Below are 23,822 nucleotides of genomic sequence, written 5' to 3' on the forward strand. Positions count from 1 at the left end.
ATGCGCAAGCTGGCCTCGTTTGCCGCCGGCCTGCTATTCGGGCTGGGGTTGTTGCTGTCGGGCATGGCCAACCCAGCCAAGGTGATTGGCTTTCTTGATCTGTTCGGCGCCTGGGATCCGTCGCTGGCGATGGTCATGGTTGGTGCGATCGGGACGGCGCTGGTGCCCTTCAGCCTGGCCAAGGCGCGCCAGCGCTCGTTACTCGACGCTCCGATGCAATTGCCCAGCAAACGCGAGCTCGACGGGCGTCTGATCGGCGGCAGTCTGATATTCGGTATTGGCTGGGGCATTGCCGGTATTTGTCCGGGCCCGGCGATCGCCGTGTTGCTCAGCGGTCACTGGCAGGTGCTCTTGTTTGTCCTTGCCATGCTCGGCGGGATGTTGCTGTTCTCCGCGCTGGAAAGCCGGCGCGCTTGCTGACCTGGAGGTCATTATGAAAGCCAACATCGGAACCATTGACCGCACACTGCGGATCGTGATCGGCCTAGCGCTAATCGGCCTTACTCTAGCTGGCATGATTGGCGTCTGGGGCTGGATTGGTCTGCTACCTTTGGCCACGGGCCTTTTCCGCTTTTGCCCGGCCTATACGCTGCTCGGTATCAAGACTTGCAAGGCGTGCAGTACCAAGCCCTGACAAGGATGCGAGGGCAGGCTCGTCCAGCAGAAGACCGACGTTGACGCCGGTTTTCTGCTTTATGGACATGCTGACGTTGCGGGGTTACTCAAAGCTCGGCAGGCTCGGTTTCGCTACCGGCTTGCCGGCTTCGGTCCAGGCATCGAAACCGCCGGCGATCGATTTCACGTGCAGATAGCCCATGTCCTGTAACGATGCAGCTGACAGCGCTGCGCGGCCACTGGTCTTGCAGTAGAGCACGATGTTCATGTCTCGTGCGCCCAGCTCGGGCGTACCGCTTAGCTTGAACTCCAACAGGCCACGCGGAATGTTCGTGGCGCCATTGATATGGCCCTCGCGAAACTCATCGGCTTCGCGTACATCGATCACAATATCCGCCGCCTGGATTGCCGCTTCGGCATCGCCTAGGGGTATTTCCTGGATACGGGTCCGGGCCTGTTCGACGAGGTCGTGTGCATTTTTCATCTACGGTCTCCCATGCTGGTTCAGTTGCAACGCTGCCGTTCAAGTGCGTGTCGAGTGGTCTGTGAATCCAGGGCGAGCAGCGCTTCGTACTGGCTGATGAACACCTGCCCGCCGAAGTGTTCGAGGAAATCGGTGCGGCGCAGCCGGTCCATCACGGGGCCCTTCACTTCGGAGAGGTGAAGCTGGACGCCAGCAGTGTGAAGACGTGCGGAGATGGCTTCGAGGCTTTCCAGCGCGCTGGCATCTATCAGATTGACGCCGGGACACATCAGCACGAGATGCTCGGCGTGTGGGTATTGGCCCAACAGCTCGGCAATGCGGTCCTCGAGAAACCGCGCGTTGGGAAAATAGAGGCTTTCATCGACCCGCACCGAAAGCACCCTGGGGCTCTGTACCACGGCGAAACGCTCGATGTTGCGAAAGTGCTCGCTGCCGGGGAGCTGTCCTACGACCGCAATATGCGGTTGGCTGGTTCTCCAGAGAAACAGCAGCAATGATAGGCCCACGCCCATGATGATGCCGGTCTCGACGCCGATCAGCAGTACACCGAGCATGGTGGCAGCCATGGCGGCGGCATCCTGGCGGGAATACCGCCAAGTGCGGGTGAGCGCGGTGAGATCCACCAGGCTGAGTACGGCCACGATGATGGTGGCGGCCAACACAGCATGTGGCAGGTTGTGAAACAGCGGTGTGAAGAACAATACCGTCACGCCGATGCCGACTGCTGTTAGCGCACCAGCCAGTGGCGTCTGTGCACCGGCATCGAAGTTAACCACCGAGCGGGCGAAACCGCCGGTGACCGGAAAACCTCCGCTCAGCGCCGCGGCTATATTGGCACCACCCAGGGCGACTAGCTCCTGATTGGGTTCGATGCGTTCGCGGCGTTTGGCGGCCAGGGTTTGTGCCACCGAGACCGACTCGACGAAGCCAACCAGGCTGATCAGCACTGCCGCAGGCAGAAGCTGAGCAATAAGGGCCAGGTCTAGCGGTGGCAGGCTCAATGATGGAAGCCCCTGGGGCACTTCGCCGACCACTCGAACCCCTGCAGCGGCGAGCTGAAAGCCGCTGACCGCCGCTATCGCCAGGAGCAGGGCAACGACCGGCCCGATTTTGGTCAGCGTGCCAGCGGTGCGGGCGTTCATGCCAAGCCGTTGCAGCCAGCGGCCCAGGCGGCTGCGCACTAAAAACAGGAAAACCAGACTGCTGGTGCCGATGGCGAGTGTGGGCACGTGCGTTTCTGGCAGGCCTTGGATCAATCCTCGTAGCAGCTGCAGCGCGTTGTCACCAGTGACTGAGATGCCGAGAATGTGCTTGAGCTGACCGAGGGCAATCAGTATGCCCGAGGCGCTGATGAAGCCGGAGATCACCGGATGGCTAAGGAAATTGGCGAGGAAACCCAGCCGTAGAACCGCCATGGCCAGCAGGGTCGCGCCGGACATCAGTGCCAGCAGCAATGCTGCGCCTGCATACGCGGCGCTGCCGGATGCGAACAAAGGGCCGAGGGCCGCAGCCGTCATCAGCGATACCACGGCGACGGGGCCGACCGCCAAAGTGCGGCTGGTGCCGAAAAGCGTGTATGCAATCAGCGGCAGGATACTGGCGTACAGGCCTGTCACCGGTGGCAGGCCTGCAAGCATTGCGTAGGCCAGGCTCTGCGGGATCAGCATGAGCGTTACGATCAGCGCGGCCAGACTGTCCTTGGCCGCAGCGGCCTTGTCATACTGTTTCCCCCATTCCAGACACGGTAGGTGGCGGGCGAGCCGCTGCATCATCCCTTCTTCTCCTGAGTGAAATCACAGGCGTTGACGGCCTCGGCTGGCCGAGGCTCGAAGTCCAGATGTTTCGGTTCGGCCAGCCATTCATGGCCCCTGAGCATCATGTCGAAGTAGATCGACGGCATCCACCGTGTCTTCAGTTTCCAGGCCAGGCGCCGGGGCACCCTGGGGTCAAGGGGGAAAGTCGGCAGCAGTTTGCCGCCGTATCCAAACTCGGCGAGGATCACTTTGCCAAACTCGACCGTTAAAGGGCAGGAGCCATAGCCGTCATAGATGGCTTGCGGTCCCTTGCCCCTGAGCACGCTCAGTACGTTCTCCGCCACAACGGGTGCTTGCTTGCGCACCGCTGCAGCAGTCTTCGCGTTTGGTGCAGAGCAGACGTCACCGAGACTGAAGATATTGCCGAAGCGGGGGTGGCGAAGGGTTTCATGCTCGGCTTCGAACCAGCCATCGGCGTTGCTCAGTGGGCTTTGGCGAATGAAATCGGGGGCATGCTGCGGCGGCACGACGTGCAGCAGATCGAATTCGCGTTCGACCGTGCTGCTCTGGCCGGTTCCGTCGGTCACCTTGAACCAGGCTTTACGCGCCGGACCGTCGACTGCAATCAGGTTGTTATTGAAGTTGAGCATTGCGCCGTAACGTTCCACGTAGCGCATCAGGCCAGGCACGAACTCGGCGACGCCGAACAGCACCGCCCCAGCTGAGCAGAAGTCCACCTGTATGTCCTTCAGCACGCTTCCCTTGAGCCAGTGGTCGCAGGATAGGTACATGGCCTTCTGCGGTGCGCCGGCACACTTGATGGGCATAGGAGGCTGAGTGAACAGGGCTCTGCCATGGCGCAGATGCTGTACTAGTTGCCAAGTGTAAGGCGCCAGCTCGAAGGCGTAATTGGACGTCACGCCGAATTTTCCGAGACTGTCACGCACACCTTCGATAGCGTCCCAGTCGAGGCTCAGGCCCGGACAGACCACCAGCGAGCGGTAACCGATGCGGCTGCCGTCCTCGAGCACCACCTGCTGATGCTCCGGATCGAAGGCCTCTACGGCTGCGCGAATCCACTGTGCCTTTGTCGGGATACAACGGCTCATGGCGCGTTCGGTGTTGGCGCGATCGAACACGCCGGCACCGACCAGCGTCCAGCCCGGCTGATAGTAATGCTGTTCCCGTGGTTCGATGATTGCGATGCGCAGGTCGGGGTCGCGCTTGAGCAAACTGGCCGTCACGGCGCAGCCTGCCGCTCCGCCGCCGACTACCAGCACGTCATAACGTGGCGTGGCGGAGAACGTGGGAGTAGGGCTCAGCGGCGGTCCGCCCGCTGCATATTGCCAGTACTGCTCCAGGCGCGGTCGCAGGGCAGTCAAATCGTAATCAGCCTGTCGAGCGGTTTGGATGAGTTCATCAGGGTCCAGATGATGAGCCTCGGCCAACGCCCAGAGAGAGGCTGAACGGGTGCCGGTCCGGCAGAACGCCAACACGGGGCCTTTGACCCGCTCCAGAAGCGCGCGAAAGGCGGCGACATCGGTATCGCTGATCTGCCCGGAAACTACCGGAAGGTGGTGGTATTCAAGCCCTGATTGCTCGGCCGCAGCGCGTATAGCATTGCTGGACGGCTGGCCTTCGCCCTCGTTGTCCGGACGGTTGTTGATGACGCAGCGAAAGCCGCTTCCCGCCAGCAGGGCCATATCGGCCGGATCCAGCTGGGCGGCCACCGAGATGAAGGGGGTCAGGCGTTTTAGGGTTTGCATATGACGTCCTCCACACAGGCAGTTACAGCGCGTCCAAAGGGATCTTCAAATAGCGAGTACCGTTGCTTTCAGGCGCTGGCAGCTCACCGCCACGCATGTTGATCTGCACCGACGGCAGAATCAGCGTGGGCATCGCCAGGGTGGCGTCGCGCGCGGTACGCATGGCGACGAACTCGTCCTCGCTGGTGCCGCTGTGTACGTGGATGTTGTGCTCCCGTTCGGCTGCAATGCTGGTCTCGTAGCGGAACTCTTCGCGACCCGGTGCCTTGTAGTCGTGGCACATGAACACTCGGGTCTCGGCTGGTAGCGTGAACAGTTTCTGGATCGACTGGTATAGCGTCCGCGCATTTCCACCGGGGAAGTCGCAGCGCGCGGTGCCGTAATCGGGCATGAACAGCGTGTCGCCGACGAACGCGGCGTCGCCGATCACATAGGTCATGCAGGCTGGCGTGTGGCCTGGCGTATGAATCGCCCGCGCCTGGATGTGACCAACTTGAAAAACATCACCGTCGTGGAAGAGATGATCGAACTGACGGCCATCCGTGGCGAACTCGCTGCCTGCGTTGAACAGGGTGCCAAAGGTGTCCTGTACTACGGTGATCTGATCACCGATCGCTAACGTCCCACCCAGCTGCTGTTTTAGGTATGGCGCGGCGCTCAGGTGGTCAGCATGCACATGGGTTTCGAGCAACCATTGCACTTTCAGGTCGTGTTCGCGCACGTAGTCGACCAACCGCTCAGCCCCGGCATGCGAGGTGCGGCCCGACGCCGGATTGTAATCCAGCACCGAGTCAATCAGCGCACACTGACGCGTTTCTGGGTCGCTGACTACATAACTGTACGTAAAGGTCGCGGGATCGAAGAACGCTTCAACACGGGCATTCATGGCTTGCTCCTTCGCTTGGCTTGATACGGGTGGGAGTATACCTGGAAGGATTTTATCGCTAGATACGGTTATATGCTTAGATTTAATAGTTATTAAGAGAGGCGAGCCAATTCTGCCGGTATTTCAAGGCGAAGCTGACTTCGCTGACGAAGGTTTTGACCGGCTCGGGCGGGGGCAGGGATCAGCGTGTTTCGGTGCGGGAGTGGTCGCTGACGATACGGCCATCAACCAATTGAATGGTTCGCGCACAGTCGGCGGCCAGTCGCGGATCATGGGTCACAACCAGTACGGCGCAACCGAACTGGACATTAATACGGTGGAACAGCTCGAACACGCTTTGCGCAGTGCGAGTGTCGAGATTCCCGGTTGGCTCGTCGGCCAGCAGCAGCGGAGGGCGGGTTATCAGCGCGCGGGCAATGGCGACCCTTTGTTGCTGACCGCCGGATATTTGCGTGGGTTTCTTGTCGGCGAACGCGTCGAGCCCGACTTCGTTCAACAGACTGCGGGCCAGGTCGATATCCGCGCTCGAGGGCCTCCCATGGCGGATCATCAATGGCATCAGCACATTCTCCAGTACGCTGAATGCCGAAATCAGATGGTGAAACTGAAACACGAAACCGATGGCCTGGTTGCGCAGACGCGTGCGGGTTTCATCATCGCTGTTGCGAGTGGCCTGGCCGAGCAGATAAAGCTCGCCTGAGCTGGGCGCGTCGAGCAGCCCGATCAGGTTGAGCAGGGTGCTTTTGCCGGAGCCGGATGGTCCGATGAGCGCGGTCAGCTCACCGCGGCACAGACGTAAGTCAATGCCGTGCAGCACTTCCGTTTCCAGAGGTGTTCCTAAGTTGAATGCTTTGCGTACCTGTTCGAGACGCAGTACTTCTTCGACGTTCTGGCTGGCAGCGGATTCAGACATAGCGGATCGCCACGGCAGGGTCGTAACGCGCTGCGCGGCGTGCCGGCATGGCGGCGGCCAATACGCCGGTAACCGTTGCGACCAGCATTGCCAGTGGTACCAGCGTGGGGTCGACCGGTATGAAAAACAGGCGTGGCCCAGCCAGATTGAAGACCTGTACCAGCCCCCAGCCGACGGCGCCCCCACAAGCCGAGCCGAGCAAACCGAGCAAGCCCCCTTGCAGCAGGAACACGCGGAGTATCTGCCCACGCGGGCTGCCCATCGCCCGCAGGATGCCGATCTCGCGGGTGCGTTGGACGACGCTAACGGCCAACACGCTGGCGATGCCAAAGGCAACGGAAATCCCGACAAAGATGCGGATCATCTCAGTGGTCATGCTTTGCGAACTGAGCGCGTTGAGCAGCTGACCGTTGGTTTCCATCCAACTTTCGGCACGCAGGCCGGTCAGGCGGGCCAGTCGTTTGGCGATGCGGTCGGCTTCGAAGATTTCACCGACGGTGGTGTCGATGACAGTGACGCCTCCAGCCAGGTCGAGCAGCGTCTGGGTTTGCTTTAGGTCGAGGTATACATAGCGCGCATCCAGCTCGCGCACGCCTAGTTCGAAGATCCCGGCGATGTCGACCACCGCCTCGCGGCCTTCGCCGGCGTCTAGCTTTAGCTTGTCACCGATGCCAAGGCCCAGGTCGCGGGCGAGTTCCTTGCCAATCACTGCATTGCCGGCGCCGACGATGAACTGGCCGGCGATCAGGTCATCGGTCAGTGGGATGATCTGCTGATAACGCACCGGGTCGATGCCGAGCAGCGCGACGGATGCACGTGCGACGCCGCGTCGGGCGATAGCCGGACCGCTGATGACTGGCGACACGGCAAGCACCTGCGGATCTTCATCGAGCACGTCGCGTATGTCCTGCCAGTTAATGATCGAGCGCAGGCGCTGCGCTCGTGGACTCTCCAGTACTAACGACCAGCTGCCATCGTCGGCAGGGAGAATGCGGTTGACCTCATCGGGCGGCAGGATACGGATATGCGCCTGGGTGCCCAGGGTCCGTTCGATGACGTTGGCCTGCAACCCAGTAATCAATGCGGTGATGAACACGATGACGGCAGAGCCGACAGCAATGCCGAAGATGATCAGAAGCGACTGCATGCGGTTGTCCAGGAGGAAGCGCAGGGCAATCAACCATTCCGTCCAGAGTGAATCCACCAGGCGCACGGCAGTCAATCCTGGATGCCGCGAGGCATCGGTTGCTCACGAACTCGCACGCGCTGGCCAGCTTCGGCATCGCCAGCGAGCACCAGGTCGCCAGCTGTCAGGCCCTCGACCACCTCGCTCAGTGCAGTACCCAGCAGGCCCAGGCGAACATCAACGCGCTCGACCACACCGGCGTTTACCCGTAGCACCTGAGCGCGAGTGCCATTGCGGGCGAGCAGGGCATCGTTGGGTAACACCAGCGCCTGCTCACGGCGGCCGGTCTCGATGTTCACCGATACCGTCATGCCCTGACGCAAGAAATCGGCTGGCCCCTGCAGGTCGAGGTGGACATCGATGGTGCCGCGAGTCGTATCGACACTCGGCGCGATGAAGCTGACCCGTGCTTGCAGCACCCGTTCGGGATAAGCATCAGCGACGACTTTGGCTGCCTGGCCGAGCTCGACTGGTGCCAGGTTCTTCTCGTCCAGAGGCAGGAGGATTTCGCTGCTGCCGGAGCGCGCGATAGTCAGCAGCGTGCGGCCCGGCTGGACCAAATCACCGGGTTCGACGTCGCGTGTCTGTACGATGCCCTCCACCTGCGCTTGGATGCGCGTTTTCGCCAGCGCTGCGCGTGCTGCTTCCAGGCGCTGGCGCTGCACCTGCTCTTCACTACCGCCCGCGGCCAGCGCTGCAGCGGCGAACCGTGCACGATCACGCACAGCGCGCGCCGTCAGTTCCGCGCGGCGCGCCTGTTCAAGCGGTTCGGAAGCCAGCAACTTGCGGTCGAACAGTACTTGCCGGCGTTTCAGCTCGCGGTTTGCCTGCTCGAAGTTGTGTTGGGTCTCGCGTGCTGATGCTTCTGCCTGCGGGCGAGTGGAGTCGATCAGTTGCTGCAGGGCAGCTTCGGCTTCGCGCAAACGGGCACGCTGCTCGTCGTCGCGCAGCTCCAGCAGCAAGTCACCGGCTTTCACCGTGTCGCCTTCACGCACATGCCGCGTGGCAACGACGCCAGTGATCTCGCTGCCGATCTGGACCAGCGACTGGGTGTCCACCTCTCCACTGGCGACCACGCGTTGCACCAATGGCCGTGTTTCCAACCGGTAACCAGGCAGCTCGGGCCCTTGCAACTGACGCCACCCCAGCCAGCCTGCAATCAAAAGCAGCACAATGAGTAATACAAACGCGCGGCGGATTGATTTGGCGGCAGGCAAAACGGACCACTCCCTGTGCGGCACATGACGACCATCGGACGCCACAAGCTTACGGACAATCACGCGTTATGGGTACAGCGCAGGTATCACTCGGCGGAGACAGCCCAACAGCGTTGAATCATCAGCAGGCTCTTGGGTTCAAACAGTGAGTCCCTTCGTAGTGCAGGACTATCACAGCCATAGCCTCGCCCTGAGAAGAGGCTGCGTACAATCAACCTTCCCGCTGTCAGGATTTGCTGATCATGGCGTCAACCGCTCAAAGCCCCGCTGCCACTTTACGCTCCGTCTGGCTCGCTCAGGCCCAGGCCAGTCCGTGGATTACCTTCAGTCTTGCCGCTGCCGCGGTGGTCGTGCTCTTACTGCTGGTGGCCGGTGGTGTCAACGCTTTCAATAATGAGTCCAGCAACGTTCGCTACGCCATACTGGGCGGGAGCGCGGGGTTCGTTGCCACCGCTGTTGGCGCTTTTCTGGCGATCGGCCTGCGTGATATCTCGACTCGCACCCAGGACAGCATGCTGGGTTTCGCAGCCGGGATGATGCTGGCAGCCAGCGCGTTCTCGTTGATCCTGCCGGGGCTGGAAGCCGGCCGTGAGCTGTTTGGCAATGGGCCCGCTGCAGCATTGACCGTCGTGGTCGGGCTTGGCCTTGGCGTTTTGCTGATGCTCGGGTTGGACCACTTCACACCGCATGAGCATGAGAGCACTGGACCCCGCGGCCCCGAATTCGCGCGGCTTAACCGAGTGTGGCTGTTCGTTCTCGCCATCGCCCTGCACAACATTCCAGAGGGCATGGCCATTGGCGTGAGTTTCGCCAATGGCGACTTGAGTGTCGGTCTGCCATTGACCACGGCGATCTCAATTCAGGACATCCCGGAGGGTCTTGCCGTTGCACTGGCGCTGCGCACGACGGGGCTTTCGGCGCGGGCCTCCGTGCTGATAGCGGCAGCCTCCGGGCTGATGGAACCCATCGGTGCGCTGGTTGGCATCGGCATGTCCAGCGGATTCGCCATTGCTTATCCGGTCAGTCTCGGCTTGGCTGCGGGCGCCATGATCTTCGTGGTGTCTCATGAAGTCATTCCTGAGACCCACCGCAACGGCCATCAGACGCCCGCCACGCTCGGGTTGATGCTGGGCTTCGCCGTGATGATGTTTCTGGACACCGCGCTGGGTTGAGCTCAGCTAGCGCCGAGCTGCCGCGTTTAGGCAGCCCGGCGGATCTGATCGAGCAGGCGCAGGCGCAGGCTCTGCTTATAGATTTTCCAACAGCCGGCGGGCGGCTTCCTGACCGCTGAGCCAGGCACCTTCGACCCGGCCGGACAGGCACCAGTCACCGCATGCATACAGGCCCAGTCCGGCGTCGGCTAGCGCCGCCCACTCATGGGCCTGGGCCGGCCGGGCATACAGCCAGCGATGTGCCAGGGTGAACTCCGGTGCCGGCACTACGCAGTCGATCAGCTCAGCGAAAGCGCCGTGCAGGCGCTCGATCACCGCTTCCTTTGATAGATCGAGATGCTGGCGGCTCCAGTTGCTGGTGCCGTGCAGCACCCAGGTGTCGAATTCGCCGTCTCGCCCCGGTTTGCTGCGGTTGCGAGCTATCCAGTCCAGTGCATCGTCCTGAACGAAACAGCCTTCCACCTGGGTGCTCAACGGTGTGGCAAAGCCCAGCGAAACTGCCCATGTCGGTTCCATCGCGACACTTGCAGCAACGGCCGCGAGCTTGGGGGCGCTTGCTAGCAACGCGGCGGCCTGGGGAGCCGGAACCGCAACCACCACGTGGCTGAAGGGGCCATGGCTGGCGCCGGAGGCGTCGACGAGTGTCCAAAACTGCTCACCGCGAAACACCTCAGTGATGCGGCAGCTGAAGGTGACCGGCAGTTCGCCCAACAGGCCGCGGGTGATTGCGCTCATGGTCGGCGTGCCGACCCAGCGCACTTGCTCGTCGGCAGAAGGCGTCAGCTGTCCGTCGCGAGCCTGGAAAAGGCTCGGTGACCACTGGTCGACCGAGCCCTCGGCGTGCCACTGACGCAGGGCGTCGGTAAAGCGGCGATCCCTGGCGGTGAAGTATTGCGCGCCCAGATCGAGCGAGCCTGCATCGCTGCGTTTACTGGCCATGCGGCCACCACTGCCGCGGCTCTTGTCGAACAGATGTACGGGCTGCCCGGCATCGTGAAGTGTACGGGCTGCGGAAAGGCCCGCGATCCCGGTACCGATGATGGCGATTGGAGCCTTGCTCATGATTACCTCGTATGCTGGTGCGATCAGCCGCACAAACGATTTGTTGCGGCATGATTTCATGACAAGCGTTCGATAGCGCTTAGCCTCCCCATCCTCGGACAGACGCCCGTCTTTGGCTAGAGGGTTTCGACGCAATGCGGTAAACAGCTCCCCGGTTTTCAGGGTTGCTGACCGACGGTTATGCTCCCGTCGAGTAGCGCATTCGGCCGGGAATCCGCTGTTCGTAGGCAGTGGTTGTAAGTTGCTGATAAGCCGGTACAATGGCGCCGCTCGCCGCCAGGCGGGTTTGTCATGGTGGGCCCTGCCGGTCCCCCCGCAACGATCAGCCGTGAACCCGGTCAGGCCCGGAAGGGAGCAGCCGCAGCGGTGACATTGTGTGCCGGGGTGTGGCTGGTAGGGTTCACCTCCATGACGATAGTATTTCCCCCTCTTTATATTCCCCCTAGCATCGGCTTCCGGTGAGCCGGAGCGAGTTCTCACGCCTTCTTATCGGCCTGATGGGCGACAGCTTACCGACAGCAATGCTCAAAAAACGCATACAAGCTTGCCCACGGAAGCAGTTGAGAGCACTTGGCATTGTCGACACGCGCCTCGCTTTAAACGCGGTTGGTAGGCCGTTGTCAGTATTCTTTTGCAGGCATCCTGCAGGCACAAACAGCCTGGAACGGATCATTCAAGGGGTTTCGTTTGTCAGTTAAAACAAGCTGGGACATCTTTTGCGTAGTCGTCGACAACTACGGTGACATTGGCGTGACCTGGAGGCTGGCGCGGCAGTTGGTGGCAGAGCACGGCCAGCGCGTGCGGCTGTGGGTCGATGATCTCGATACCTTCGCTCGGCTTTGTCCGGGTAGCAGCACCACCGCCGATCAGCAATGGCATGAAGGTGTCGAGGTGCGTCATTGGACACCTGATTGGCCCGGCGCCGAGCCGGCAGATGTGGTGATTGAGGCTTTTGCCTGCCAGCTTCCCGACGCTTATATAAAGGAAATGGCCGGCAGCGAGCGCCGCATCCTCTGGCTCAATCTGGAATACCTCAGTGCAGAAGATTGGGTGGTGGGCTGCCATGCGCTGCCTTCTATGCAGCCCGATGGCTTGCAGAAGTATTTCTTCTTTCCGGGCTTCGAGCAGGGCACCGGCGGGTTGATTCGCGAGGGCGATCTACTGGCACGCCGGGAGGCGTTTCAAGCCAATCCGGTGCTACGTGAAGCCTTTCTCCAGAGCTTTGATTTGACCGCGCCGGCCGGCGCGCGCTTGCTCTCACTGTTCGCCTACGAGAATCGCGCCGTCGCCGGATGGCTCGATGCACTGGCTGCTGATGCGCGCCCATCGCAGCTGCTGGTGCCTGAGGGCCGGGTTCTGGGCGACGTGGCTGCCTGGCTGGGACTCGAGCAGCTGCGAGTCGGTGACCGTCATGCCCGTGGTGCGCTGCAGATTGCAGTGCTGCCGTTCATGACCCAGAACCAGTACGACATGCTGCTCTGGTGCTGTGATTTCAATGCCGTGCGCGGCGAGGAATCGTTCATCCGGGCGCAGTGGGCAGGGCGGCCGTTGGTCTGGCATATCTATCCTCAGGAGGAAGATGCGCACTGGGACAAGCTCAACGCTTATCTGGATCTGTATGTCCGCGACCTTTCCCCGCAGGCGGAGCTAGCGCTACGTGAGTTCTGGCGAGCCTGGAACGAGGGCACAGGCAGCGGCAAGGCCTGGACCGCAATGTTGGAGCATGAGGCAGAGCTGCAGGCGCATGCTGACCGCTGGACACACAAGCAGGTTGCCAACGGCGATCTGGCCGGGAAGCTGGTGCTTTTTTACGCAGACTGGTTAGGGCCTGCTTCGGTTTGACCCGTGGCTGCTCTGGCTTGATCGATCGGCAAGGCTGCCAATATGGGGCGGCAACGGCGCCATGCGTCGCAGTAACGCGGCTTGCGACGAAACAGGAACAGACCCTATGATACGCGGCCTGTTTTATGTCTCTAATTCCATTCGGATATTCGTATGAAAACCGCACAAGAGTTCCGTGCCGGCCAAGTGGCCGTTATCAACGGCGCACCCTGGATCATCCAGAAAGCCGAGTTCAACAAGTCCGGTCGTAACAGTGCCGTGGTCAAGATGAAGCTGAAGAACCTGCTCAATGGTTCGGCGACCGAGACCGTTTACAAGGCTGATGACAAGCTGGAGCCGGTCATTCTCGAGCGCAAGGAAGTGACCTATTCCTACTTCGCTGACCCGCTGTACGTCTTCATGGACGAAGAGTTCAACCAGTACGAAATCGAAAAAGATGACCTCGAAGGCGTGATGACCTTCATCGAAGACGGCATGAGTGACGTCTGCGAAGCCACTTTCTATAACGACAAGGTGATCTCGGTCGAACTGCCGAACACCATCGTTCGTGAAATCGTCTACACCGAGCCGTCCGTTCGCGGCGACACGTCCGGCAAGGTGATGAAGACTGCGCGCCTGAAGAATGGCGCCGAGCTGCAGGTTTCTGCTTTCTGCGAAATCGGCGACTCGATCGAAATCGACACTCGCACCGGCGAGTACAAGTCCCGTATCAAGGCCTGATTTCAGCCCTGCACGGACAAGCCCGGCCTGGCGCCGGGTGACTTGAGACCGAACCCCGCTTAATGCGGGGTTTCGTTTTTTTTTGGGGACGGTGAGCAGTGGCGGCCGCCCACACGCGGCATGTAGGAGGTTCCATCCTGAAGTGTGGAATCTGGCATGAGAGGGGTGCGCTTACCTTGCGAAGAAGCGTTCCTTCAACTTGCTTCGGGAGGGTGGCTCTGATGCTCAGCCGAATAGGCGTGTCTCCAGCCGGAACCCCAAGCAGCGACATTGCAACTGAGGTGAGCTCAGGTCCGCTGAACAGGGCAGCGGGGTCCCGATTCTGGCGTTCTACCGGTTGAAACGAGTCGACGCGCTGGAGTATGGTTCGGACATCCTTTGGAGAACAGCATGCAGCTCAACCTGATTCCTTTGATCCTTGCACACACTGGCGCGATGCGCTCGGCGTTGCTGCGTGGTCAGGCGATTACGGCTGACGGTTATTTTTTTGGGTATTGGTTTAGCCATCGGCGCGCCTGATACCCCACAGGCGCCCTAGCAACCAGGGTCGCCACCAGACAGTTTTCGAACCCCCGGTCGGCCACCCGATCGGGGGTTTTGTTTTTTCTGGCCTGAGAAGGCCTCACGTACCGAGGGCAGCACCATGTACAACGGCACCAGCGCTTACCGCACCTACCGCTATGACTGGCGATTTAGCCGCTTCACCGCCGCCGCACCGACATACCTAGACCGAACACTTCGCTAGCGCCGACGCGGCACAGATGCCGCGCCGGCCAAAGGACCGCCAGTCATGAATGCACCACTCAACGCTCCAGTCATCACCTGCAACGCCTCCTCCGCGCCAGCCAGACGTAGCGCTCTTCCGTTACCGAGTCCCGCTTTACTGCGGCAACGGCTGCCCCTCAGCGCGACGCTTGACGAGCGCGTTCGAGATCAACGAGAAGCCATTCGCGCCGTACTCAACGGCGATGACTCACGCCTGCTGGTGGTGGTTGGCCCTTGTTCGTTGCACGATCCGGTGTCCGCGCTCGAATATGCGGCGCGGCTGGCTGAATTGGCCCCGCAGGTCAGCGATCAGCTGCTGCTGGTGATGCGTGCCTATGTCGAGAAGCCACGTACAACGGTCGGCTGGAAGGGGCTGGTTTACGATCCGCGGCTCGATGGCAGCGGTGACATGGCGGAAGGGCTGCACATATCGCGCAGGTTGATGCTGGATATCCTGGCGTGTGGGCTGCCGATAGCGACCGAACTGTTACAACCCCTGGCGGCGGGCTATTTCGATGACCTGCTTGGCTGGGCGGCGATCGGAGCACGTACCAGCGAGTCGCAGATCCATCGTGAAATGGTCAGCGGGCTCGACCTGCCGGTGGGTTTCAAGAACGGCACCGATGGCAGCCTGGGGATTGCTTGCGATGCCATGCGCTCCGCTGAGCATCCGCATCAGCACTTCGGAATCGACGAGCTCGGGCATCCTGCGCTGCTGAGCACGAGCGGCAATGCCGATACCCACCTAGTGTTACGTGGCGGGCACTCGGGGCCAAACTATGATGAAGACAGCGTCGCCAAGGCGCGGGATACGTTGCAGCGCCAGGGCATTGCCCAGCGCATCATGGTCGACTGCAGTCATGCCAACAGCGGTAAAAACCCACTGAGTCAGCCAGCGGTGCTGGCGTCCGTTGTCGATCAGCGCGTGGCTGGCGATTCGAGTCTGCGCGGCGTGATGCTCGAAAGCCACCTGTTCGACGGCTGCCAGCCACTGTCTGGCGAGCTGAAATATGGCGTATCCATTACCGACGGCTGCCTTGGGTGGAGTGCGACCGAGCGGATGTTGCTTCGCGCGGCGGATCGACTGCGCCGCTAGGGTGAACGAGCCCGGCTGCGACGGTCGGGCTTGCGACGTCGGGTAGTCGAGGGCAACCTGTGCCGCTGGTTTCGATTGATGACTCAGGACTTGCATGCGCGACTACAAATGGCTGCACGAATACTGCCTCAATCGTTTCGGCTCGGCCGCAGCACTGGAGAGCCGCCTGCCGCAACCCAACAGTGGCGATGAGCTTCGCGCGATTGCGGATGACCGTTACCTTTCGCTGATCAGTCTGCGTATCTTCCGGGCTGGGCTCAAGCACAGCTTGGTCGACGCCAAGTGGCCGGCGTTCGAAGAGGTGTTCTTTCGTTTCGATCCCGAAAAGCTGGTGTTGATGGGAGGCGAACACATCGAGCGACTGATGCAGGACGCCCGCATCATCCGCCACCTAGGCAAACTCAAGAGCGTGCCGCGCAACGCCCAGTTCGTGCGTGACGTGGCGAAGGAGAAGGAGAGTTTCGGCAACCTGATCGCTGATTGGCCGGTCACCGATATCGTCGGCCTGTGGCGCTATCTTGCCAAGCACGGCACCCAGCTGGGAGGCCTGTCGGCGCCGCGTCTGCTGCGCATGGCGGGTAAAGATACGTTCATCCCCAGCAATGACGTTGTCGCTGCGCTCAAGGCGCAAAAGGTAGTGGACAAGGTGCCCAGCAGCCAACGGGATCAGGCGGCCGTACAATCGGTGTTCAACCAATGGCACAGCGAGAGTGGTCGACCCATGTCTCAGCTCTCGGCAATGCTGGCATTTACGGTCAACCACTGACGAGCTGGGCCTACGAGCGGAGTGTCGAAGCCTGTACGCGTGGCGTCGTTGGCCGGCGATGCCGCTCGTGACAGAAGCAGCGCATAGCCCGATGTTCTGCGGCGGTTTGGCGCAGCGCCGCCCAAGCGCAGGCGGTGTACAGTCAAAGCATGACCATCGTCAAAGACAAGCGTATTCAGATCATATGGGTGCTCTTCACGTGCATCCTGCTCAACGCTTTTGTCTGCAGCCTGAACCATGGTTCCCACATGGGATTCGAGCTGGCCATGGGGCAGGAGCCGTTCTGTGCCAGCAATGCATTGTCAGCTAGCGGCGATGCGTTCCCCGCCGATGTTCATGAGCTGGCTGAGCACGGGCTGGATTGCCCGCTATGCGGCTCGGTCTTTCTTGCCATTGCTGTGCTGTTTGCACTGGGTTGGCTGGGGTTTCCGGCAACCGTGCCGCTGCCTCGACCTGGCCCGCAACAGCGCGGTCCGCGTTACCACTGGCCATCGCTGAATCCCCGCGCACCCTGATACCCCGCCCGGACTCCTTAACCGTCCGAATGCAGCCTGGCTGCGGAGCGGACGAAAAGATCGTCGGTTACCCGACGGTACGGTCAATTCAGGGGCTTTCACCATGGCCATGATGGAAAAATTCGCTCGCACCGAAGGCCGCATCGGCTTTCGGCTTCCCTTTCCGGATTACCCCAGCAATGCACGCAGTTTTGTCCACCTGGACGCCCGGTTGTTGCCGTACTGGCATGCCTTGTTCGACGTTTGCCCGAGGTTGCTCAAACTCGATCCGCCAGATGGCCTGAATGTGTTTCGTCAGTTCATGACCTGGGCCTACGGCTGCCAGCTAGCGCTTGGCTGGACCTTTCACCTCGGCGTCTGCCGCTGGCTGCTGAGTTCCGGTTACCGCGATCTGGTCGAGCCGGAGCATATCGAAACCATGATGATCGCCGCTGCGGCGCGCTGGGTGGCCAGCGACGACAGCGCGGCAATCGGCATCGTGCTTGGCTGGCAAGGCGGTGATCAGCACGTATTCGACTGGAAGCCGCGGGTGCGCCTGGGGATGCGGCCACCCGCGGCCGAGCAGGAGGAGCTTCCTCCTGCTCCTTGGGATTTCGCCTGGAGCCCGCTTTCCACTACGAGTGGCAACGGCTTTCGACGCTGGCTGAGGGTGCCCTGACTGCGACAGTGCGCCGCGGGATGATATGGCTTTTGGCAGCCAGGCGTTGAGCGCGCGTTGTGAGGTTGTTGCCAGGCCTCGCGAGGCCTCTAGCGGGCACCGTGCTGCTGATGTTGAGTCTGCTCCGGTGCGTGATTTGGCCGCGCTCGCGTGTGACGGCCTGCCTGCTGTCGGCGGTGTGGCTGGGGCGAGGCAGGTTGTCGCAGTTGCCGCAGTGACGGTCGCGCCGGACACTTTCCCTGCCTCGGATCCGAGCAGAGTTCCACGGTAGGTTCGAGGTGAAGCGATTGAGTCCGGGCCGCGACAACCGGGCTTCGGCCCCCTCCCCAAAGGGGGCTTCAATCGCCTCATGCAGTCGGAGTTCGACGCGCTCGCACAGGGTTCGACACTGAAATGCAAGGAGCTAGGCATGTTTAGGTCATCGCTCAGACGGGACATCGCGCTGGTTCTGCTGGTCAAGCTCGCGATCCTCATAACCATAAAAACGATCTGGTTCGATGCGCCCAGCACTCCGGAAAACGGTTCGGCGCGGGTTGCCGAGTATTTGCTTGATTCACGGGATTCTATCCCTGAGGGAGGACCGAGATGATCTCGGAAAGCGTTGTCGATCTGTCACGCCTGCAGTTCGCCATGACGGCGATGTATCACTTTCTTTTCGTGCCGCTGACCTTGGGGCTGGCCTTCCTGCTGGCGATCATGGAATCGGTCTATGTAATGACCGGCAAGCAGGTCTATCAGGACATGACCAAGTTCTGGGGCAAGCTGTTCGGCATCAACTTCGCCCTGGGGGTCACGACCGGGCTGACCATGGAGTTTCAGTTCGGCACCAACTGGGCCTACTACAGCCATTACGTCGGTGACATCTTTGGCGCCCCGCTGGCCATCGAAGGGCTGATGGCATTCTTCCTCGAATCCACCTTTATAGGGCTGTTCTTCTTCGGCTGGGACCGGCTGAGCAAGGTACAGCACCTGGCCGTGACCTGGCTGGTGGCGCTGGGTTCGAACCTGTCGGCGCTCTGGATCCTCATCGCCAATGGCTGGATGCAGAGCCCGGTTGGCTCTGAGTTCAACTTCGAGACCATGCGCATGGAGCTGGTGGATTTCGGCGCGCTGCTGTTCAACCCGGTGGCACAGGTCAAGTTCGTCCACACCGTGTCCGCGGGCTACGTCACCGGGGCGATCTTTGTGCTGGCGATTTCTTCCTTCTATCTATTGAAGAAGCGCGACCTGGGCTTCGCCCGTCGTTCGTTCGCCATCGCCGCAGTGTTCGGTCTGGCTTCTACCATCTCGGTGATCATCCTCGGCGACGAGTCTGGCTATGAGATTGGCGACGTGCAGAAGGTCAAGCTGGCGGCGATCGAGGCCGAGTGGGAAACCCACCCGGCACCGGCCGGCTTCACCCTGTTCGGGTTGCCCAATCAGGAGGAACAGCGAACCGACTACGAGGTGAAGATTCCCTACGCGTTGGGGCTGATCGCCACTCGTTCGGTGGACGAGGAGGTAAAGGGCATCAAGCAGCTGATCGCCGAGCATGAGCTGCGCATCCGCAACGGCATGCTTGCCTACGAGCGCCTGCAGGTGCTGCGTAGCGGCGACAAGGCGGCCGAAGCCATCGCCGCGTTCAATGAGGTCAAGCAGGACCTGGGTTACGGGCTGCTGCTGAAGAAGTACACCGCCGATGTGGTCGATGCCAGCGAGGAGCAGATCGGCCTGGCCGCACTGGATACCATCCCCGATGTGTTCAGCCTGTTCTGGACCTTCCGCGCCATGGTCCTGGCGGGCTTCCTCATGTTGCTGCTGTTTGGTCTGGCCAGCTGGGCTTCGATCAAGCGCAATGCCGAGAACAGGCCTTGGCTGCTCAAGTTCGCCTTGTTCAGCCTGCCGCTGCCATGGATCGCAGCTCAAACCGGCTGGTACGTCGCCGAGCATGGTCGTCAGCCCTGGTCGATCGCCGAACTGCTGCCGACGCACCTGTCCGCCTCGACCTTGGCGGCGGGAGATATCTGGGGTTCGCTGGTAGCGCTGGTGGCTTTCTACACGCTGCTGCTGGTGGTGGAAATGTTCCTCATGATCCGCTTCGCCCGCCTCGGGCCAAGCAGCCTGCACACCGGCCGCTATCACTTCGAGCTCGAAGCAGCCGCCGCAAACCACATGCGCAAGCTGCGCGACGCCGTTGCCGTGCCGAAAGCTGCCAAAGACGCGCCCACCGAACCGACCGCCGTGTGAGGTAAACGAGATGTTCGATTACGAGGTTCTCAAGCTCATCTGGTGGGTGCTGATTGGCGTATTGCTGATCGGCTTCGCCCTGACCGATGGTTTCGACATGGGCGCCATGGCGCTGATGCCCTTTGTCGGCAAGACCGACAACGAGCGTCGCGTGGCGATCAATACCATTGCGCCCCATTGGGATGGCAACCAGGTGTGGTTCATCACCGCTGGCGGCGCGCTGTTCGCAGCCTGGCCGATGGTCTACGCAGTGGCGTTTTCCGGGCTTTACTGGGCAATGCTGCTGGTGCTCTTCGCGTTGTTCTGCCGGCCGGTGGGCTTCGACTACCGTAGCAAGGTGGAAGACCCGCGCTGGCGCAGTGCCTGGGACTGGGCCCTGTTCGTCGGAGGCGCGGTGCCAGCATTGGTGTTCGGTGTGGCCTTCGGCAACCTGTTTCTCGGCCTGCCGTTCCAGCTCGACGAGCTGATGCGGTCCAGTTATCACGGCTCGTTCTTCGAATTGCTCAACCCCTTCGCGCTGCTTTGCGGCATCGTCAGCCTGAGCATGCTCTGCGCCCATGGCGGTGCCTGGCTGATGATGCGCACTGAAGGTGCATTGGGCGAGCGCTCGCGTCTGGCTACCCGCTTGTGTGCGCTGGTATTTCTGGTTGGCTTCGTCGGGGCGGGCCTGTGGCTGGCGTTCGGCATTCAAGGCTTTAACCAGTTGTCGGTCACGGATCCGGGGGCGGCGCTCAATCCCCTGCTGGACAAGCAGGTGATGCAGAACAACGCGGGTTGGCTCGGCAACTACAGCCGTTACCCCAGCACTCAGATCGCACCAATCGCCGGAATCATCGGCGCGCTGATAGCGCTGCTAGGCGTTCGTCGCAACAGCGGCGGGGTGAGCTTCCTCGGTACCAGTCTGATGATTGTCGGCAGCATCTGCACTGCGGGCTTTGCCTTGTTTCCCTTCGTCTTCCCGTCAAGCCTCGATCCGGCGTCCAGCCTCACCCTGTGGGACGCCGTATCGAGCTACAAGACGCTGGGCATCATGTTCGTCGTGGTCTGCATCTTCGTGCCGCTGATTCTCTGCTACACGCTGTGGAGCTATATCCGCATGTGGGGCCGACTCAACGATCAGACCATCGAAGCCAACCCGCACGGTTTGTACTGAACCCCTGGCTTGGCGCCAGCGCGCCTGGCTCTGACGTCCCAACGGAGAAATCATCATGTGGTACTTCACCTGGATTCTCGGCGTACTGCTGGCTTGTAGCTTCGGCATCATCAGCGCGCTCTGGTTCGAAGCGACCCAAGACCTCGATGCGGAGCCAGGCCGTGATCGGCTCGGTCAATAGCATCCTCTACCGCAGGCCCGGCTGCGTGCTCTCGCTGCTGCTGGCCGCGCCGCTGGCCCTGCTGTTGCTGATTCACCCTGCGGCGATGCTCGACGGAGCAGGTGGATATGACCATTCGCGGCTGATGCTGGTGATGTGGGGCATATCGGCGGGCTTCATTCATGGCGTCGGCTTCGTGCCGCAGCATTGGCTTTGGCGCCTGCTGTTCCATCCAGCCGCCGCCTGGCTGCTGATGGGGCTTGGCTACCTGATCCTGTGGCGGGCGCAGCAGTAGCGCGGCTGGCCGATCTGCCGCGGCGGCACAGTTCTTTGCAACCGGTTCGGCTTATTCAGAGGAGCAATACGTGAACGCAACCGTTGAGCCCACTCCTTACCAGCAACTGGGCGGCGATACGCCGCTACGCCAGCTGGTCGACCGCTTCTATGACGTCATGCTCAGCGAACCCGGCGTCGAGACAGTGCGCGACATGCACGGCGCGGATACCACTCAGATCCGCGAGCGGCTCTTCGACTTTCTCTCCGGATGGCTGGGCGGACCTTCCCGCTTCATTGAGAAGCACGGCCATCCGCGGCTGCGAATGCGACATCGCTTTTTCCAGATAGGTGAGGCCGAGCGCGACCAGTGGATGCTGTGCATGCGCCAAGCATTGGCAGATATCACCATGGACGCCACCCTGAGGGTTCGCCTCGAGCAGGCGATCATGCAAATGGCCGAGATGCTGCGCAATGATGCGCCACGTACTTGCGATGGTGGCGGCTTCGGCTGCTCGGCCTCGACGCCTGGAGGCGAGCGCTGTGGGCGTTGAACAGCGGGACGATCATGGCTGAACGTTGGGATATCAGGTTGCGCCTGTTGCACTGGGCCGTCGCCGTGACCGCGATGTTCCAGCAGTTCAGCAGCTTGTGGATGTCCGATCCTGGCAGCCAATACCTGTTTCCCTGGCATCGGTTGGTCGGCATGCTGGCGGCACTGATTGTGCTGCTGTTCTGGCTTTACAGCTATGCCGTGTACGACCTGCAGCGCTTGTTCCCGTGGGGGCGCGAAGGCCGCCGGATGGTGTTGCGCGAGGGTTTAGACCTGGTGCACGGCAAGTTGCCGCAAAGCGGCCCGCGTCGCGGGCTTTCCAGCTTCGTGCATGGGCTGGGCCTGCTGGCGCTCAGTGGCTGTGCAGCGACGGGTATGGTTTTGTTCGCGATGATCCCTCCGGGGCACGTCGGCCCACCAGCCGACGGTTTGGCGTTCACACGCTACACCTTGCAGCATAAATTCTTCGGCCAGCTGCTCTGGTACTACTGGTATGGCCACGTAATGTTCGCTGTGGTCCACCAACTCAGAGGCGATAACCTGTTAGGGGCGATCTTCGGGTTGTGCCGTGAAAACCGCCGCCGCGGACGATCAACTGTGAGTTGAAGTGCAGGCCGCGCAGACGTTTTGCCGCAGTTAGTCGGTCACATTTTCCGCAATAGAATTTGCTCATCGGAACGATGGCAGGCATAGTCTCGCCACTTTCGACTTCCCGGCCTGTCAGTGCTATGCGCCAACGCCTCGCACCCCTGTTGCCCTTTGCTCTGATCACGTTGTTGACGGCCTGTGCCATGCAGCCGGAGCAAACCGAAAGTCCGCTGCTGACGCAGCGCTTTCAATTCGATTTCCCGATTGAAACGTCGGAGGCGGATGCCGACCCTGAAGCGGTAACAGCCGAACCCACCGAGCAGCAACTTCCTGAGTTCGCCGACGACCAGAGCTACGAGTTGCCGGCTCTAGCCGACAGTTTGCTTGAGCGCGGTTTCACGCTGGTGGGCACCCCGTACCGCTATGGTGGTAGCTCCAGAAAAACTGGCTTTGATTGCAGCGGCTTCGTCAGCTTCCTGTTTCGCAAGGAGGCTGGCATCGAGCTGCCACGCTCGACCCGCGAAATGATCAATCTGGACGCGCCGAAGATCAAACGCAGCGAGTTGGAGCCGGGCGATGTGGTCTTCTTCAATAACCGCGGGCGCGGCCAGGTCAGCCACGCCGGCATCTACATTGGCGGCGACCGGTTCATTCACTCGTCCAGCAGTCGCAGCGGCGGCGTTCGCGTCGATAGCCTTGATGACAAGTACTGGCGTTCCAGCTTCATGCAGGCCAAGCGTGTCCTGGCGCTCGCCCATAACTCAAGCGCCATCCCCACTCATCACTGAGTGTTGAGATAGGCCCGCATCAGGCTTGCATCCACTTCCGCATGCCGGCAGAGTGATGGCTCATTTGCCTGGACTGCTCTGCCATGCCTTCTCTGGCTCGTTCTACAGCTGTTCTGCTGGCCGCGATGCTGCTTGCTGCTTGTTCCAGCCAAGCACCGGTCGAGCCCATCGTCGCCGCGCCTTCACCACCACCCCAACAGTTTCCCGGCACAGCTGAGGAGGTTTTGTTCTCCGCTTTGGGTCTGGTCGGTACGCCGTATCGCTACGGCGGCAACACCCCGGATGGCGGCTTCGATTGCAGCGGTCTGATCAACTATGTCTACCGAGGCGCGGCCGGTGTCGCTTTGCCACGTACGACTCGCGAGATGAACGCCATGCGGGGCGCCACTATCAGGCGTAATGACTTGAAAGCGGGTGATCTGCTGTTCTTTGCCACCAGCGGCGGGCGCCATGTCAGCCACGCGGCCATCTATGTCGGCGAAGGACGTTTCGTCCATGCGCCCTCAACCGGCGGAACGGTACGTCTGGACAGTCTTTCCAACGGTTACTGGCAGAAGAACTACCTCAGCGCCAAGCGCGTGCTCGACAGTGAGCGTCTCGCACAAAATCCGTAACGCTGGCTGGAGCTGAACATGACAGGCGCGGCCACTTTTCTGCTTGGGGC

27 protein-coding genes and 1 other RNA gene are annotated in these 23,822 nt (G+C 61.3%); 20 read left to right on the forward strand and 8 right to left on the reverse strand.

From position 1 onward, the window contains the following. Together ACIGHL_RS01965 and ACIGHL_RS01970 are read left to right on the forward strand one after the other, a co-directional pair. Entirely contained in the window at positions 1-420 is a 420-nt protein-coding gene (locus ACIGHL_RS01965) for a DUF6691 family protein (protein WP_128119126.1), read from the forward strand. Positions 421-433: 13 nt separating this feature from the next. Next, positions 434-634, forward strand: coding sequence for a YgaP family membrane protein (locus ACIGHL_RS01970; protein ID WP_045425862.1), 201 nt, complete (start codon positions 434-436; stop codon positions 632-634). An 84-nt stretch (positions 635-718) separates the two neighbouring features. On the opposite strand, the gene ACIGHL_RS01975 is transcribed toward ACIGHL_RS01970, so the two are convergent. From ACIGHL_RS01975 to ACIGHL_RS02005, 7 genes are all read right to left on the reverse strand, one after another. After that, complete coding sequence (locus ACIGHL_RS01975) at positions 719-1,099, reverse strand: rhodanese-like domain-containing protein (RefSeq protein WP_046162268.1); 381 nt, start codon at positions 1,097-1,099, stop codon at positions 719-721. A gap of 20 nt (positions 1,100-1,119) precedes the next feature. Next, positions 1,120-2,871 (reverse strand): SulP family inorganic anion transporter, encoded by a 1,752-nt coding sequence (locus tag ACIGHL_RS01980; RefSeq protein WP_128119127.1) that lies wholly within the window; start codon positions 2,869-2,871, stop codon positions 1,120-1,122. Beyond that, on the reverse strand, positions 2,868-4,619 hold the full coding sequence (locus ACIGHL_RS01985) for a bifunctional protein tyrosine phosphatase family protein/NAD(P)/FAD-dependent oxidoreductase (protein WP_128119128.1): 1,752 nt from the start codon (positions 4,617-4,619) through the stop codon (positions 2,868-2,870). The genes ACIGHL_RS01980 and ACIGHL_RS01985 overlap by 4 nt, the downstream gene beginning before the upstream one ends. 22 nt (positions 4,620-4,641) lie before the next feature. Then, a complete protein-coding gene (locus ACIGHL_RS01990; RefSeq protein WP_128119129.1) occupies positions 4,642-5,505 on the reverse strand; it encodes an MBL fold metallo-hydrolase in 864 nt (287 codons plus the stop codon). A 181-nt stretch (positions 5,506-5,686) separates the two neighbouring features. Beyond that, the gene (locus tag ACIGHL_RS01995) at positions 5,687-6,418 is read right to left on the reverse strand and encodes an ABC transporter ATP-binding protein (protein WP_128119130.1); all 732 of its coding nucleotides are present in this window, start codon (positions 6,416-6,418) and stop codon (positions 5,687-5,689) included. Further along, positions 6,411-7,631: an ABC transporter permease gene (locus ACIGHL_RS02000; RefSeq protein WP_128119131.1), complete on the reverse strand. Its 1,221-nt coding sequence runs from the start codon at positions 7,629-7,631 to the stop codon at positions 6,411-6,413. Before ACIGHL_RS02000 ends, ACIGHL_RS01995 begins: the two co-directional genes overlap by 8 nt. 5 nt (positions 7,632-7,636) lie before the next feature. After that, positions 7,637-8,821 carry an efflux RND transporter periplasmic adaptor subunit gene (locus tag ACIGHL_RS02005; RefSeq protein WP_128119132.1) on the reverse strand — a complete coding sequence of 395 codons (1,185 nt, stop codon included), beginning with the start codon at positions 8,819-8,821 and terminating at the stop codon, positions 7,637-7,639. A 242-nt stretch (positions 8,822-9,063) separates the two neighbouring features. On the opposite strand from ACIGHL_RS02005, the gene ACIGHL_RS02010 reads away from it, so the two are divergent. Further along, on the forward strand, positions 9,064-9,993 hold the full coding sequence (locus ACIGHL_RS02010; RefSeq protein ID WP_128119133.1) for a ZIP family metal transporter: 930 nt from the start codon (positions 9,064-9,066) through the stop codon (positions 9,991-9,993). A 75-nt stretch (positions 9,994-10,068) separates the two neighbouring features. On the opposite strand, the gene ACIGHL_RS02015 is transcribed toward ACIGHL_RS02010, so the two are convergent. Beyond that, positions 10,069-11,055: an NAD(P)/FAD-dependent oxidoreductase gene (locus tag ACIGHL_RS02015; protein ID WP_128119134.1), complete on the reverse strand. Its 987-nt coding sequence runs from the start codon at positions 11,053-11,055 to the stop codon at positions 10,069-10,071. A 302-nt stretch (positions 11,056-11,357) separates the two neighbouring features. Here ACIGHL_RS02015 and ffs point away from each other — a divergent pair. From ffs to ACIGHL_RS02100, 17 genes are all read left to right on the forward strand, one after another. Continuing rightward, an RNA gene (gene ffs, locus ACIGHL_RS02020) (signal recognition particle sRNA small type) lies at positions 11,358-11,454 on the forward strand. Between the two features lie 288 nt (positions 11,455-11,742). Continuing rightward, positions 11,743-12,897, forward strand: coding sequence for an elongation factor P maturation arginine rhamnosyltransferase EarP (gene earP / locus ACIGHL_RS02025; protein WP_128119135.1), 1,155 nt, complete (start codon positions 11,743-11,745; stop codon positions 12,895-12,897). Between the two features lie 153 nt (positions 12,898-13,050). Next, positions 13,051-13,617 (forward strand): elongation factor P, encoded by a 567-nt coding sequence (gene efp / locus ACIGHL_RS02030; protein WP_045425888.1) that lies wholly within the window; start codon positions 13,051-13,053, stop codon positions 13,615-13,617. Between the two features lie 390 nt (positions 13,618-14,007). Then, positions 14,008-14,136 carry a hypothetical protein gene (locus ACIGHL_RS02035; protein WP_256449907.1) on the forward strand — a complete coding sequence of 43 codons (129 nt, stop codon included), beginning with the start codon at positions 14,008-14,010 and terminating at the stop codon, positions 14,134-14,136. A 271-nt stretch (positions 14,137-14,407) separates the two neighbouring features. Continuing rightward, positions 14,408-15,478 carry a 3-deoxy-7-phosphoheptulonate synthase gene (locus ACIGHL_RS02040; protein ID WP_128119136.1) on the forward strand — a complete coding sequence of 357 codons (1,071 nt, stop codon included), beginning with the start codon at positions 14,408-14,410 and terminating at the stop codon, positions 15,476-15,478. A 94-nt stretch (positions 15,479-15,572) separates the two neighbouring features. Then, the gene (locus tag ACIGHL_RS02045) at positions 15,573-16,244 is read left to right on the forward strand and encodes a DNA-3-methyladenine glycosylase I (protein ID WP_216706773.1); all 672 of its coding nucleotides are present in this window, start codon (positions 15,573-15,575) and stop codon (positions 16,242-16,244) included. A 149-nt stretch (positions 16,245-16,393) separates the two neighbouring features. Further along, the gene (locus tag ACIGHL_RS02050) at positions 16,394-16,759 is read left to right on the forward strand and encodes a DUF2946 domain-containing protein (RefSeq protein WP_128119137.1); all 366 of its coding nucleotides are present in this window, start codon (positions 16,394-16,396) and stop codon (positions 16,757-16,759) included. Positions 16,760-16,862: 103 nt separating this feature from the next. Then, a complete protein-coding gene (locus ACIGHL_RS02055) occupies positions 16,863-17,417 on the forward strand; it encodes a putative natural product biosynthesis protein (protein ID WP_046162392.1) in 555 nt (184 codons plus the stop codon). 409 nt (positions 17,418-17,826) lie between these two features. Further along, positions 17,827-18,006: a cytochrome oxidase putative small subunit CydP gene (gene cydP, locus ACIGHL_RS02060; protein WP_128119138.1), complete on the forward strand. Its 180-nt coding sequence runs from the start codon at positions 17,827-17,829 to the stop codon at positions 18,004-18,006. Continuing rightward, positions 18,003-19,643 (forward strand): cytochrome ubiquinol oxidase subunit I, encoded by a 1,641-nt coding sequence (locus ACIGHL_RS02065; protein WP_128119139.1) that lies wholly within the window; start codon positions 18,003-18,005, stop codon positions 19,641-19,643. The genes cydP and ACIGHL_RS02065 overlap by 4 nt, the downstream gene beginning before the upstream one ends. Positions 19,644-19,653: 10 nt before the next feature. Beyond that, positions 19,654-20,796 (forward strand): cytochrome d ubiquinol oxidase subunit II, encoded by a 1,143-nt coding sequence (gene cydB / locus ACIGHL_RS02070; RefSeq protein WP_128119140.1) that lies wholly within the window; start codon positions 19,654-19,656, stop codon positions 20,794-20,796. Between the two features lie 55 nt (positions 20,797-20,851). Beyond that, positions 20,852-20,977, forward strand: a complete 126-nt coding sequence (gene cydX / locus ACIGHL_RS02075; RefSeq protein WP_102836409.1) for a cytochrome bd-I oxidase subunit CydX — start codon at positions 20,852-20,854, stop codon at positions 20,975-20,977. Then, positions 20,958-21,251: a cyd operon YbgE family protein gene (locus ACIGHL_RS02080; protein WP_413818125.1), complete on the forward strand. Its 294-nt coding sequence runs from the start codon at positions 20,958-20,960 to the stop codon at positions 21,249-21,251. Before cydX ends, ACIGHL_RS02080 begins: the two co-directional genes overlap by 20 nt. A gap of 70 nt (positions 21,252-21,321) precedes the next feature. After that, the gene (locus ACIGHL_RS02085; protein ID WP_128119142.1) at positions 21,322-21,783 is read left to right on the forward strand and encodes a group II truncated hemoglobin; all 462 of its coding nucleotides are present in this window, start codon (positions 21,322-21,324) and stop codon (positions 21,781-21,783) included. Positions 21,784-21,797: 14 nt separating this feature from the next. Continuing rightward, complete coding sequence (locus ACIGHL_RS02090) at positions 21,798-22,388, forward strand: cytochrome b/b6 domain-containing protein (protein WP_128119143.1); 591 nt, start codon at positions 21,798-21,800, stop codon at positions 22,386-22,388. A gap of 122 nt (positions 22,389-22,510) precedes the next feature. After that, positions 22,511-23,158: a C40 family peptidase gene (locus tag ACIGHL_RS02095; protein ID WP_128119144.1), complete on the forward strand. Its 648-nt coding sequence runs from the start codon at positions 22,511-22,513 to the stop codon at positions 23,156-23,158. A gap of 83 nt (positions 23,159-23,241) precedes the next feature. Then, positions 23,242-23,772, forward strand: coding sequence for a C40 family peptidase (locus ACIGHL_RS02100; protein ID WP_128119145.1), 531 nt, complete (start codon positions 23,242-23,244; stop codon positions 23,770-23,772). Positions 23,773-23,822: the final 50 nt, after the last annotated feature.

This window comes from Pseudomonas sp. NPDC077451, from assembly GCF_044543345.1.
Lineage (GTDB): Bacteria > Pseudomonadota > Gammaproteobacteria > Pseudomonadales > Pseudomonadaceae > Stutzerimonas.

Coding starts and splice junctions, on each gene's coding strand:
- ACIGHL_RS01975 (WP_046162268.1), bottom strand. CDS start 1,099: ATGAAAAATGCACACGACCTCGTCGAACAGGCCCGGACCCGTATCCAG.
- ACIGHL_RS01985 (WP_128119128.1), bottom strand. CDS start 4,619: ATGCAAACCCTAAAACGCCTGACCCCCTTCATCTCGGTGGCCGCCCAG.
- cydP (WP_128119138.1), top strand. CDS start 17,827: ATGTTTAGGTCATCGCTCAGACGGGACATCGCGCTGGTTCTGCTGGTC.
- ACIGHL_RS02010 (WP_128119133.1), top strand. CDS start 9,064: ATGGCGTCAACCGCTCAAAGCCCCGCTGCCACTTTACGCTCCGTCTGG.
- ACIGHL_RS01980 (WP_128119127.1), bottom strand. CDS start 2,871: ATGATGCAGCGGCTCGCCCGCCACCTACCGTGTCTGGAATGGGGGAAA.
- ACIGHL_RS01990 (WP_128119129.1), bottom strand. CDS start 5,505: ATGAATGCCCGTGTTGAAGCGTTCTTCGATCCCGCGACCTTTACGTAC.
- ACIGHL_RS02065 (WP_128119139.1), top strand. CDS start 18,003: ATGATCTCGGAAAGCGTTGTCGATCTGTCACGCCTGCAGTTCGCCATG.
- ACIGHL_RS01965 (WP_128119126.1), top strand. CDS start 1: ATGCGCAAGCTGGCCTCGTTTGCCGCCGGCCTGCTATTCGGGCTGGGG.
- ACIGHL_RS02100 (WP_128119145.1), top strand. CDS start 23,242: ATGCCTTCTCTGGCTCGTTCTACAGCTGTTCTGCTGGCCGCGATGCTG.
- ACIGHL_RS02015 (WP_128119134.1), bottom strand. CDS start 11,055: ATGAGCAAGGCTCCAATCGCCATCATCGGTACCGGGATCGCGGGCCTT.
- ACIGHL_RS02035 (WP_256449907.1), top strand. CDS start 14,008: ATGCAGCTCAACCTGATTCCTTTGATCCTTGCACACACTGGCGCGATG.
- ACIGHL_RS02055 (WP_046162392.1), top strand. CDS start 16,863: ATGGCCATGATGGAAAAATTCGCTCGCACCGAAGGCCGCATCGGCTTT.
- cydB (WP_128119140.1), top strand. CDS start 19,654: ATGTTCGATTACGAGGTTCTCAAGCTCATCTGGTGGGTGCTGATTGGC.
- ACIGHL_RS02045 (WP_216706773.1), top strand. CDS start 15,573: ATGCGCGACTACAAATGGCTGCACGAATACTGCCTCAATCGTTTCGGC.
- ACIGHL_RS02095 (WP_128119144.1), top strand. CDS start 22,511: ATGCGCCAACGCCTCGCACCCCTGTTGCCCTTTGCTCTGATCACGTTG.
- ACIGHL_RS02050 (WP_128119137.1), top strand. CDS start 16,394: ATGACCATCGTCAAAGACAAGCGTATTCAGATCATATGGGTGCTCTTC.
- ACIGHL_RS02090 (WP_128119143.1), top strand. CDS start 21,798: ATGGCTGAACGTTGGGATATCAGGTTGCGCCTGTTGCACTGGGCCGTC.
- cydX (WP_102836409.1), top strand. CDS start 20,852: ATGTGGTACTTCACCTGGATTCTCGGCGTACTGCTGGCTTGTAGCTTC.
- ACIGHL_RS01970 (WP_045425862.1), top strand. CDS start 434: ATGAAAGCCAACATCGGAACCATTGACCGCACACTGCGGATCGTGATC.
- efp (WP_045425888.1), top strand. CDS start 13,051: ATGAAAACCGCACAAGAGTTCCGTGCCGGCCAAGTGGCCGTTATCAAC.
- ACIGHL_RS01995 (WP_128119130.1), bottom strand. CDS start 6,418: ATGTCTGAATCCGCTGCCAGCCAGAACGTCGAAGAAGTACTGCGTCTC.
- ACIGHL_RS02040 (WP_128119136.1), top strand. CDS start 14,408: ATGAATGCACCACTCAACGCTCCAGTCATCACCTGCAACGCCTCCTCC.